The 12103-nt window shown below is 56.0% G+C and carries 10 protein-coding genes; 5 read left to right on the forward strand and 5 right to left on the reverse strand.

Features of this window, described 5'->3' with window-relative positions; all coding sequences use genetic code 11:
- Positions 1-87 precede the first annotated feature (87 nt).
- Positions 88-1011 carry an Rpn family recombination-promoting nuclease/putative transposase gene (locus CWM54_RS18470; RefSeq protein WP_061153690.1) on the forward strand — a complete coding sequence of 308 codons (924 nt, stop codon included), beginning with the start codon at positions 88-90 and terminating at the stop codon, positions 1009-1011.
- On the opposite strand, the gene CWM54_RS18475 is transcribed toward CWM54_RS18470, so the two are convergent.
- The 5 genes from CWM54_RS18475 to bglK form a co-directional block, all read right to left on the reverse strand.
- Complete coding sequence (locus CWM54_RS18475; RefSeq protein WP_020947395.1) at positions 1008-1709, reverse strand: DnaA inactivator Hda; 702 nt, start codon at positions 1707-1709, stop codon at positions 1008-1010. The genes CWM54_RS18470 and CWM54_RS18475 overlap by 4 nt on opposite strands.
- Positions 1710-1807: 98 nt before the next feature.
- On the reverse strand, positions 1808-3094 hold the full coding sequence (gene uraA / locus CWM54_RS18480; RefSeq protein WP_061153689.1) for a uracil permease: 1287 nt from the start codon (positions 3092-3094) through the stop codon (positions 1808-1810).
- 95 nt (positions 3095-3189) lie between these two features.
- The gene (upp, locus tag CWM54_RS18485) at positions 3190-3816 is read right to left on the reverse strand and encodes a uracil phosphoribosyltransferase (RefSeq protein ID WP_061153688.1); all 627 of its coding nucleotides are present in this window, start codon (positions 3814-3816) and stop codon (positions 3190-3192) included.
- 217 nt (positions 3817-4033) lie between these two features.
- Positions 4034-5467, reverse strand: coding sequence for a 6-phospho-beta-glucosidase (locus CWM54_RS18490; RefSeq protein WP_100681096.1), 1434 nt, complete (start codon positions 5465-5467; stop codon positions 4034-4036).
- Positions 5468-5476: 9 nt separating this feature from the next.
- Positions 5477-6370, reverse strand: a complete 894-nt coding sequence (gene bglK / locus CWM54_RS18495; protein WP_100698065.1) for a beta-glucoside kinase BglK — start codon at positions 6368-6370, stop codon at positions 5477-5479.
- Between the two features lie 263 nt (positions 6371-6633).
- On the opposite strand from bglK, the gene purM reads away from it, so the two are divergent.
- From purM to ppx, 4 genes are all read left to right on the forward strand, one after another.
- Positions 6634-7671 (forward strand): phosphoribosylformylglycinamidine cyclo-ligase, encoded by a 1038-nt coding sequence (purM, locus tag CWM54_RS18500; protein ID WP_008803825.1) that lies wholly within the window; start codon positions 6634-6636, stop codon positions 7669-7671.
- Complete coding sequence (purN, locus tag CWM54_RS18505) at positions 7668-8309, forward strand: phosphoribosylglycinamide formyltransferase (RefSeq protein WP_012540904.1); 642 nt, start codon at positions 7668-7670, stop codon at positions 8307-8309. The genes purM and purN overlap by 4 nt, the downstream gene beginning before the upstream one ends.
- A 179-nt stretch (positions 8310-8488) precedes the next feature.
- On the forward strand, positions 8489-10549 hold the full coding sequence (gene ppk1 / locus CWM54_RS18510) for a polyphosphate kinase 1 (protein WP_061153685.1): 2061 nt from the start codon (positions 8489-8491) through the stop codon (positions 10547-10549).
- Positions 10550-10552: 3 nt separating this feature from the next.
- Positions 10553-12085: an exopolyphosphatase gene (gene ppx, locus CWM54_RS18515; protein WP_008803823.1), complete on the forward strand. Its 1533-nt coding sequence runs from the start codon at positions 10553-10555 to the stop codon at positions 12083-12085.
- Positions 12086-12103: the final 18 nt, after the last annotated feature.

Raw genomic sequence — 12103 nt, forward strand, 5'->3', positions numbered from 1 at the left:
CCGATTCCAGATCTTCCGCGCCAATCCCTCCCGCCCGCCGGGTAGTGCTACTGTTCATCTATCGCTCAATCCACTGGACGGATGAACATGAAAAAACCAACCTCCACGCCCCATGACGCGGTGTTTAAGACCTACCTCTCCCATCCCGATACCGCCCGCGATTTCCTGCAACTGTATCTGCCCGAAACGCTGCTTAAAGTATGCGATCTGCGCACGCTGCATCTCGAGTCGGGGCATTTTGTCGAAGACGATCTGCGTCCCTTTTATGCCGACATTTTGTATTCCCTGAAAACCACGGCGGGAGACGGCTATATTTATGCGCTTATCGAACACCAGAGCACGCCCGACCGGCATATGGCCTTTCGTCTGATGCGCTATGCCATCGCCGCCATGCAGCGTCATCTCGATGCCGGTCACGATCGTCTGCCGTTGGTGATCCCTGTCCTCTTCTATCATGGTCTGGTAAGCCCCTATCCGTTCTCACTGCGCTGGCTCGATGAATTCGCCGCCCCGGAGCTGGCCAGCCGTCTTTATCACGAAGCGTTTCCGCTGGCGGACATTACCGTCATTCCGGATGACGACATTGCCACCCACCAGCGCATGGCAACGCTGGAGTTACTGCAAAAACATATTCGACAACGCGATCTGGCGCAGCTCCTCGACAAACTGGGCGAATTATTATTGACTGGACTGGCGACGGAATCGCAGGTACAAGCCCTGATGCACTATCTGGTACAGGCAGGCAATACGCGCGAGCCGGTCAAGTTCATTCGCGAACTGGCGTTACGTACGCCGCAGCATAAGGAGACGTTGATGACGATTGCGGAATATCTCGAGCAACAGGGACTGGAGCGGGGACTGGCGCAGGGACGACAGGAAGGCCGACAGGAAGGCCGTAAAGAAGAGGCACAGCGTATCGCCGCCGCCATGCTACACAGTGGCCTGGCGCGCGATCTGGTCGCTCACCTGACCGGACTGACGGAGCAGGAGCTGGCCCCACTGGCGGACTAGAGCTTAAGGATCTCTTTCACGAAGGGGATCGTCAGCTTGCGCTGGGCGGTAATCGAGGCATGATCCAGCTGATCGAGGGTCATAAACAGCGAGCGCATCTCGCGATCCAGCCGCTTCAGCAGGAAGCGGCACACGTCTTCCGGCATCTCGAAGCCGCGTAATCTGGCGCGCAGCTGCAGCGCCTGCAGTTTGTCTTCATCCGACAGCGGCTGCAGCTTATAGATCTGCCCCCAGTCCAGCCGCGAGGCGAGATCCGGCAGACCAAGATTTAACTGCCGCGGTGGCCGATCGCCGGTGATCAGCAGTCGGGTTTTGCCTGATTCAAGGATCCGGTTGTAGAGATTAAAGATAGCCATTTCCCAGGGCTCATCCCCGGCAACGCATTCAATATTATCAATGCAGACCAGCGCCAGCTGTTCCATCCCCTCCAGCACCTCCGGCACAAACCACGTCCGTTTATCCAGCGGCACGTAGCCCACCGCATCCCCGCGCTGGGAAAGCTCGGCGCAGGCGGCGTGTAACAGGTGGCTGCGACCTGCCCCTTCACGTGACCAGATATAAATGTACCCGCTGTGTTCCTGCCGCAATACGTTCTGGAGGGCAGCAAGTAGGGAAGGATTATCACCCGGCCAGAAACTCGCGAAGGTTTCGTCGTCAGGAAGATACAGTGGCAAAGAGAGCTGTGCCGGTGCGTTCAGATGGACCTCAACATAGGCTTACAGAAAAACGCGGAGAGTTTACCACAGATTTAGGTCAGGAGAGAACCGGGCGGGATCGCCGCCCGGTCAGGAGATCGTTATTTAGCCTCTTCGCTATCAGCGGCGTCGAGGACCACCTCTTCCGGACGCAGGACGCTGATAAGCTTGAAAATCAGGCTGAGCGCGATGCCCACGATGGTCGCCAGCGCCATCCCTTTCAGCTCAGCAGCACCGATGTGCACTTTAGCACCGCTGACGCCGATGATCAGGATCACGGAGGTGAGGATCAGATTCTGCGCTTTGCTGTAATCCACCTTCGATTCAATCAGTACACGGATCCCCGAGGCGCCGATCACCCCGTACAGCAGCAGCGAAACGCCCCCCATCACCGGTACCGGGATGATCTGGATAGCCGCCGCCAGTTTGCCAACGCAGGAGAGCAGAATCGCAATGATCGCCGCGCCGCCGATAACCCAGGTACTGTAGACCCGGGTAATCGCCATCACGCCGATATTTTCACCGTAGGTGGTGTTGGGCGTCGAACCGAAGAAACCGGAGATGATCGTCGACAGGCCATTGGCAAACATCGAACGATGCAGGCCCGGGTCGCGGATCAGATCGCGTTTAACGATATTGGCGGTCACCACCAGGTGCCCCACGTGCTCGGCAATCACCACCAGCGCGGCAGGCAGAATGGTGAAGATGGCGAACCACTCAAAGCGCGGCGTGTAGAAGGTTGGCAGGGCGAACCAGTGCGCTTCGGCAATCGGGGTGGTATCGACCACGCCCATCACAAACGACAGCGCATAGCCCACCAGCACGCCGATCAGGATCGGGATAATCGCCAGGAAGCCGCGGAACAGCACGGAACCAAACACCGTCACCCCCAGCGTCACCATCGAAATAATGATGGTTTTGCTGTCAGGTGATTGGCCATCCGCCGGCAGCAGCCCGGCCATATTGGCCGCCACGCCCGCCAGTTCGAGGCCGATAACCGCCACAATGGCGCCCATCGCCGCCGGCGGGAACATCACATCCAGCCAGCCGGTACCGGCTTTTTTGACAATAAAGGAGACGATGCAGAACAGCACGCCGCACATAATAAAACCGCCCAGCGCCACTTCGTAGCCCAGCGGCAACAGCAGCAGCACCGGGGAGATAAAAGCGAAGCTCGATCCCAGATAAGCGGGAATTTTGCCTTTACAAATAAAGAGGTACAACAGCGTACCGATGCCGTTGAACAGCAGGACGGTGGCCGGGTTAATGTGGAACAGAATAGGCACCAGTACCGTTGCGCCAAACATGGCGAACAGATGTTGCAAACTAAGCGGGATTGTCTGTAAAAGCGGCGGTCTTTCACTCACCCCGATGGCACGGCGCGTCATAGTGTATTCCTCTGAGAGTCGTCTGTTATTTGCTGTGGATTACTTTTATTCAAAAAAAAGCCGACTCTCAAAGTCGGCTTTTTTCGCGGTATGTTTTATTTCGTTCCAAAAATCTTGTCGCCGGCATCGCCGAGACCGGGAATGATATACCCGTGTTCGTTCAGCCCCTTATCGACAGAGGCGGTATACAGCTCAACGTCCGGGTGGGCTTTCTCCAGCGCGGCAATCCCTTCCGGCGCCGCTACCAGTACCAGCACCTTAATACTGGTGCAGCCGGCGTTTTTCAGCAGATCGATAGTGGCGATCATCGACCCACCGGTTGCCAGCATCGGGTCAACCACCAGCGCCATACGCTCATCGATGTTGGACACCAGCTTCTGGAAGTAAGGTACCGGCTCGAGAGTCTCTTCATTACGATAGATACCGACCACGCTAATGCGCGCGCTGGGGACATGCTCCAGCACCCCTTCCATCATGCCAAGGCCTGCGCGGAGGATAGGCACAACGGTAATTTTCTTGCCCTTGATCTGCTCAACTTCCACCGGGCCATTCCAGCCTTCGATGGTCACTCTCTCGGTCGCCAGATCGGCGGTGGCTTCATAAGTCAGTAAGCTGCCCACTTCTGAGGCGAGTTCACGGAAGCGTTTGGTGCTGATGTCGTGCTCGCGCATCAGGCCCAGCTTGTGTTTGACGAGTGGGTGTTTGACTTCCACAATCTTCATTCTCTTTCTCCTCTGAGGGGCGGCCACAAAAAAAATCGCGGGATTATACCGCTTTTTGCGGATTGTGCCATACCCATCTTGCTTGACGTATATCAAGCAAAGTGATTTAGAGACAAAAAAACCGGAGGCAAGGCTCCGGCTTGGGTGCGGGGTGCAGTCCATACGCTTACGCGGGCCTACGTGTATTGTAGGTCGGTTAAGCGTTAGCGCCACCCGACTACGACAGGTTCTCCCCGTTGCTGGCAATCACCTGTTGATACCAGGCAAAGGACTTTTTCCGGCTGCGAGCCAGCGAGCCATTGCCTTCATTATCTTTATCGACATAAATGAAGCCGTAGCGTTTTTTCATTTCCCCTGTGCCGGCGGAAACCAGATCGATACAGCCCCACGGGGTGTAGCCCATCAGATCAACGCCATCCTCGACTACTGCCTTTTTCATCTCCGCGATATGAGCGGAGAGATAATCGATACGATATTGGTCATTGACGCTGCCGTCCGCTTCACGGACATCGATCGCGCCAAAACCGTTTTCGACAATAAACAGCGGCAGTTGGTAGTGGTCCCAGAACCAGTTCAGCGAATAGCGCAGGCCGACCGGATCAATCTGCCAGCCCCAGTCCGACTTTTTGACGTACGGGTTGGAGACCAGGCTGGTGGTTTCATCATAATCAAGCAAGGGGTTGTCTTCAGTGGCTTTGGTAGCGAACGACATATAGTAGCTAAAGCCAATGTAGTCGACACAGCCCTCGGTTAACGCCTGACGATCAGCTTCGGTGATATCCAGGGTAAAGCCGCGGCGGGCAAAATAGTTGAGCAGATGCTGCGGATAGTGGCCGCGCACGTGAACGTCGGTAAACCAGTAACGGCGGTGCATGGCGTTCATCGCCATCATCATATCGTCCGGCGCGCAGGTCAGCGGATAGATGGGGCACATAGCGATCATGCAGCCAATCTGCAGTGCAGGGTTAATCTCGCGCGCCGCTTTCACCGCCAGGGCGCTGGCCACCAGCTCATAGTGCGCAGCCTGGTACATCACCGGCTCCCGGTCTTCACCCGGCAAATATCTCAGACCAGAGTTGGTGAAGGGAGCAAAGTCCTCATGGAAGTTGGCCTGGTTGTTGATCTCGTTAAAGGTCATCCAGTACTTCACTTTATGTTGATAGCGGGTGAAAACGACCCTGGCAAAGCGCACGAAAAAGTCGATCAGCTTCCGGTTGCGCCAGCCGCCGTACTCAGTGACCAGGTGATAAGGCATTTCAAAATGCGACAGCGTAATCACGGGCTCAATGCCGTGTTTCAGGCATTCGTCGAACAGGTCATCGTAAAACTGCAGGCCAGCCTCGTTGGGCTCCAGCTCATCACCCTGCGGGAAAATACGCGTCCAGGCAATCGAGGTGCGAAAACATTTGAAGCCCATCTCGGCAAACAGCGCCAGGTCCTCCGGATAGCGATGATAAAAATCGATCGCCTCATGGTTCGGGTAGTTTTTCCCCGCCACCACGCCGTCGGTAATTTCCCGCGGCACGCCGTGGGCACCGGCGGTCATCACGTCCGCCACGCTGATCCCCTTGCCGCCCTCCTGCCAGCCGCCCTCTAACTGATGCGCCGCGACCGCGCCGCCCCACAGAAAACCTTCTTTAAATCCGGACATAGTCTCTCCCTAATGTCGATCGTCGCCAGGCGAACGATAGTGCTGATTGAAATGGTAAACCGCGCCAATCAGGCCGGCATCGTTGCCGTGACTGACGGTATCGAGATAGTCGGCAATGCCGAACCAGGCCAGATGCTCCTGTAGCAGCGCCAGAAATCCTGGACGTTCCACAATGCCGCCACCGATAAAGATGGCCTGCGGATCGAAGATATTGACGAGGTTATAAAGGCCATGACCCAGGCCATTGAAGAACTCAGCGACCAGACGCTGACAAACCGGGTCGCCGGCATCATAGCGGTCAAAAATCATTTCGCCTGTCACGCTGTCCAGCGGCGCACCGATATGTTCCGCATAGCGATAGCGTAGCACTCGCAGGGTGCAGTTCTCATTCATCGAATAGCGACGAGAATCGCGCCCGCCGGGACGGTCGGTGAGCATGTAACCGAACTCACCGGCGCGAAAACGCGCCCCGTGAACCAACTGATGATGGCAATAAATCGCCCCGCCAATGCCAGTGCCAATGGTGAGTACCAGAAAATGGGCCATTTCCGCCGCTTTGCCCTGCCAGCGCTCGGCCAGCAACACACAGTTGGCATCATTTTCAACTGAGACCGGCAGTCCGGTCCGGGCTTCAAGCCATGCTTTCATGGCGAAGTTATCAAATCGACGAATAGCGCCGCCCATGGTGATAAAGCCGCTGTGCGGATCAACATAACCCGGCGCGCTGATGGCTACCCCTTCACACGACGGGTGGGCCGCCAGCCACGACAGCATTGCCTGTAAAATATGATCGCCATCGCTGTCATTGATCGACTGCTTCGCGCTTTCCAGCAGCCTGCCGTCGCGGGTCATCACGCCCATCTTTAATGCGGTGCCACCAATATCGAATGCCGCAATTTTCATTCATCCCTCTCCTGACCAGCGTCAATCACCGGAAAAATGCATGGCAAACCAACACAGAAACCGGTTTCAGTCGTATGATGAGGATTCCTTTACGCTGAGGCAAGCACAAGACTGTACCCGGTTTCATTTTCGTGAGCAGTATCAAATCTGACCATCCATCCGCTGTTTCACGCCGACTGTAAAGCAGGCTCGCAAACGTTTGCTTTCCCTGTTAGAATTGCGCCGATTTTTCTTGCTTACCGCAAACGCGTGGAGACTTCGCAGTGACCGACAAAACCTCTCTCAGCTATAAAGATGCCGGCGTGGATATTGATGCAGGCAACGCTCTCGTCGACCGTATTAAGGGCGTGGTGAAGAAAACCCGTCGCCCGGAAGTGATGGGGGGACTGGGCGGATTCGGCGCGCTGTGCGCACTGCCGCAGAAATACCGCGAGCCGGTACTGGTCTCCGGCACCGACGGCGTCGGTACCAAGCTGCGTCTGGCAATGGATCTGAAGCGTCACGACACCATCGGCATCGACCTGGTCGCCATGTGCGTGAACGACCTGGTGGTTCAGGGTGCTGAGCCGCTGTTTTTCCTGGATTATTACGCCACCGGTAAACTGGACGTCGATACCGCGGCCAGCGTCATTAACGGCATCGCCGAAGGCTGCCTGCAGTCCGGTTGCGCGCTGGTGGGCGGTGAAACCGCAGAAATGCCGGGGATGTACCACGGTGAAGATTACGACGTAGCGGGTTTCTGCGTCGGGGTGGTGGAAAAATCAGAAATCATCGACGGCAGCAAAGTGGCCGACGGCGATGTGCTGGTGGCGCTGGCCTCCAGTGGCCCGCACTCTAACGGTTATTCTCTGGTGCGTAAGATTATTGAAGTCAGCGGTGTCGACCCGCAGACTACCGACCTTGACGGCAAACCACTGGCCGACCATCTGCTGGCACCAACCCGCATCTATGTGAAATCGGTGCTCGATCTGATCGCCAGCGTTGACGTTCACGCCATCGCCCACCTGACCGGCGGCGGTTTCTGGGAAAATATTCCGCGCGTGCTGCCGGATAACACCCAGGCGATCATTGATGAGTCCTCCTGGCAGTGGCCGTCCGTCTTCAACTGGCTGCAAACCGCCGGTAACGTCAGCCAGCATGAAATGTACCGTACCTTTAACTGCGGCGTGGGGATGGTTATCGCCCTGCCGGCTGCAGAAGCAGACAAGGCCATTGCCCTGCTGAACGAGAAAGGTGAAAACGCGTGGAAAATCGGTTATATCAAAGCTTCCGATTCCGAACAGCGTGTGGTCATTGCATGAAAAACATCGTGGTGCTGATTTCCGGTAGCGGCAGCAATTTGCAGGCGATCATCGACGCCTGCGGCCGTAAACAGATAAACGGTACCCTGCGTGCGGTATTCAGTAATAAGGCCGATGCGTTCGGTCTTGAGCGCGCGCGCGCGGCCGGCATCCCGGCCCACGCGCTGGCGCAAAGTCAGTTTGCCGACCGGGAAGCTTTCGATCGTCAGCTGATGCATGAAATCGACGCCTACGCCCCGGATCTGGTGGTGCTGGCGGGTTATATGCGTATCCTTAGCCCGGCGTTCGTCAGCCACTATCAGGGACGTCTGCTGAACATCCATCCCTCATTACTGCCGAAGTATCCTGGCCTGCATACTCATCGTCAGGTGCTGGAAAACGGTGATGAGGAGCATGGGACCTCGGTGCACTTCGTCACCGATGAGCTGGACGGTGGTCCGGTTATCCTGCAGGCCAAGGTGCCGGTCTTCGCTGGCGACAGCGAAGATGAGGTGACGGCGCGGGTTCAGGCCCAGGAACATGCCATTTATCCGCTGGTCATTAGTTGGTTCGTCGATGGGCGTCTGCGCATGGCAGGTAACCACGCCTGGCTGGATGAACGACAACTTCCGCCTCAGGGCTATGCCGCCGAAGAATGAACAACAGCCCCGCCTGTCCCTGTCGCGGGGCTTTTTTTTAATTAAAATTGTTTATTAATCAAACATCTCACAGAAATAATTCTTCTTACTGTCATATAGTTGTGACACAGTAAATCGCTATGCAGAAAAATTCGTCATAATAGTCTACGTCCTGTGAGTAAAACGGAGTGTGAGCGGTAATGGGCCAGGAAAAGCTATACATCGAAAAAGAACTCAGCTGGTTGTCTTTTAACGAGCGCGTGCTGCAGGAAGCGGCGGACAAGAGTAACCCGCTGATTGAGCGCATGCGCTTTCTGGGGATCTACTCCAACAACCTTGATGAATTTTACAAAGTGCGCTTCGCTGAACTTAAGCGGCGGATTATTATCAGTGAAGAACAAGGCAGTACCGCCCATTCTCGCCACCTGTTAGGCAAAATTCAGGCCCGCGTTCTGAAGGCCGATCAGGAATTCGATAGTCTGTACAACGAGCTGCTGCTGGAGATGGCGCGTAACCAGATCTTCCTGATCAACGAGCGCCAGCTGTCCGTCAATCAGCAGGCCTGGCTGCGCAACTACTTCAAACAGTATTTGCGTCAGCATATCTCGCCGATCCTGATTAACCGCGAAACGGACCTTGTGCAGTTCCTGAAAGATGATTACACCTATCTGGCGGTGGAGATTATCCGCGGGGAAAACATCAACTATGCCCTGCTGGAAATTCCGTCAGACAAAGTGCCGCGCTTCGTAAACCTGCCGCCGGAAGCGCCTCGCCGCCGTAAGCCAATGATCCTGTTGGATAACATCCTGCGTTACTGCCTGGATGATATCTTTAAAGGCTTCTTTGATTACGATGCGCTGAACGCCTACTCGATGAAAATGACCCGTGACGCCGAGTACGATCTGGTGCATGAGATGGAGTCGAGCCTGATGGAGCTGATGTCTTCCAGCCTCAAGCAGCGTCTGACCGCCGAGCCGGTTCGCTTCGTCTACCAGCGCGATATGCCGGATGCGATGGTCGAAATGCTGCGCGATAAGCTCTCCATCTCCAACTACGACTCAATGCTGCCGGGTGGCCGCTATCACAACTTTAAAGACTTTATCAGCTTCCCGAACGTAGGTAAGGCCAATCTGGTCAATAAGCCGATGCCGCGCCTGCGTCATCTGTGGTTTGATAAATTCCGCAACGGCTTCGACGCCATTCGCGAACGCGACGTGCTGCTTTACTATCCCTATCATACTTTTGAACATGTGCTGGAGCTACTGCGTCAGGCCTCGTTCGACCCCAGCGTACTGGCGATCAAAATCAACATCTACCGCGTGGCCAAGGATTCGCGCATCATTGACGCAATGATCCACGCCGCCCACAACGGTAAAAAAGTCACCGTGGTGGTAGAGCTGCAGGCGCGCTTCGATGAAGAGGCGAACATTCACTGGGCGAAACGCCTGACGGAAGCGGGTGTCCACGTTATCTTCTCCGCGCCGGGTCTGAAGATCCACGCCAAGCTGTTCCTTATCTCGCGTAAAGAAGGCGATGAGGTGGTGCGCTACGCCCACATCGGTACCGGTAACTTTAACGAGAAGACCGCGCGGATCTACACCGACTATTCGCTGTTAACCGCCGATGCGCGTATTACCAATGAAGTTCGCCGCGTGTTTAACTTTATTGAAAACCCCTACCGCCCGGTCAGCTTCGATTACCTGCTGGTGTCGCCGCAGAACTCGCGCCGCCTGCTGTATGAGATGATCGATCGCGAGATCGCCAATGCGCAGAACGGGCAGCCCTCCGGGATTACGCTGAAGCTGAACAACCTGGTGGATAAAGGGCTGGTGGACAGACTGTACGCCGCCTCCAGCTCCGGCGTGCCGGTCAATCTGTTGATCCGCGGCATGTGCTCGCTGATCCCTGGACTGGAAGGTATCAGCGAGAATATCCGCGTCATTAGCATCGTTGACCGTTTCCTCGAGCACGACCGGGTCTATTGTTTTGAAAACGGTGGCGATAAACAGGTCTGGCTCTCCTCTGCCGACTGGATGACGCGTAACATCGATTACCGTATTGAAGTTGCTGCCCCGCTGCTCGACCCGCGTCTGAAACAGCGAGTGCTGGATATTTTTGATATCTTGTTCAACGATACGGTAAAAGCACGCTATCTTGATAAAGAACTGAGTAATCGCTATGTGCCGCGCGGCAATCGCCGTAAAGTACGCGCACAGATGGCGATTTACGATTATCTCAAATCACTCGAACAACCCGACTAACCTATGCCAATAAACGAAATAACCCCTCGGCCGCAGGAATTCGCTGCGGTCGACCTTGGTTCGAACAGTTTTCATATGGTGATCGCCCGTGTCGTCGATGGCGCCATGCAGATCATTGGACGCCTGAAACAGCGCGTGCATCTGGCCGATGGCCTTGATGAAAACTCGGTGTTGAGCGAAGAAGCGATGACCCGCGGGCTGAACTGCCTGTCGCTGTTTGCTGAACGTCTGCAAGGGTTCTCCCCTTCCAGCGTCTGCATCGTCGGGACGCATACGCTGCGTCAGGCGACCAACGCGGCGGAGTTTCTTAAACGCGCGGAAAAAGTGATCCCCTACCCGATCGAGATCATCTCCGGCAATGAAGAAGCGCGCCTGATTTTTATGGGCGTTGAGCATACACAGCCGGAGCGCGGCCGTAAGCTGGTGATTGATATCGGCGGCGGTTCGACCGAGCTGGTCATCGGTGAAGATTTTGAACCCCGCCTGGTGGAAAGCCGTCGCATGGGCTGCGTGAGCTTCTCGCAAGCCTACTTCCCTGGCGGGACAATCAATAAAGAAAATTTCCAGCGTGCTCGCCTGGCGGCGGTACAAAAACTGGAAACCCTGGCCTGGCAGTTCCGTATTCAGGGCTGGACCGTGGCGCTGGGCGCCTCCGGCACCATTAAAGCCGCGCAGGAAGTGCTGGTGGCCATGGGTGAGAAGGATGGGTTTATTACGCCGGAACGCCTCGAAATGCTGGTCAGTGAACTGCTGAAGCATAAAAACTTCGACGCGCTCAGTCTGCCTGGTCTTTCTGAAGATCGTAAAGCGGTCTTTGCCCCGGGGCTGGCGATTCTGTGCGGCGTGTTTGACGCGCTAGCCATTAAAGAGCTTCGTCTGTCCGATGGCGCCCTGCGTGAAGGCGTGCTGTACGAGATGGAAGGCCGCTTCCGCCACCAGGATATTCGTAGCCGCACAGCGCAGAGTCTGGCGAATCAGTACAATATCGATCGCGAACAGGCACGCCGGGTGCTGGAAACCACCACCCATATGCTGGAACAGTGGCAGGAACAGAACCCCAAGCTGGCCAATCCGCACCTTGCGGCGCTGTTGAAGTGGGCGGTGATGCTCCATGAGGTAGGGCTGAATATCAACCATAGCGGTATGCATCGCCACTCGGCCTACATTCTGCAGAACAGCGACCTGCCGGGCTTCAACCAGGAGCAGCAGATGCTGATGGCCACCCTGGTGCGCTATCATCGCAAAGCGATAAAACTCGACGACCTGCCGCGCTTTACGCTGTTCAGGAAAAAGCAGTTTCTGCCGCTGATCCAGCTGCTGCGCCTGGGCGTGCTGCTGAATAACCAGCGTCAGGCCACCACCACGCCGCCGACCCTGCGGCTGCAGACGGAAGCTCACCACTGGACGCTGACCTTCCCGCACAACTGGTTTAGCCAGAATGCGCTGGTGCTGTTAGATCTGGAAAAAGAGCAGCAGTACTGGGAAGGTGTGCCGGAATGGCTGCTGAAGATTGCTGAAGAAGAGCCAGACGCCTGAGCCGCGCTCCTGAATATT

It is taken from the genome of Klebsiella sp. D-Nf1 (genome assembly GCF_002810515.1).
Taxonomy (GTDB): domain Bacteria; phylum Pseudomonadota; class Gammaproteobacteria; order Enterobacterales; family Enterobacteriaceae; genus Klebsiella; species Klebsiella variicola.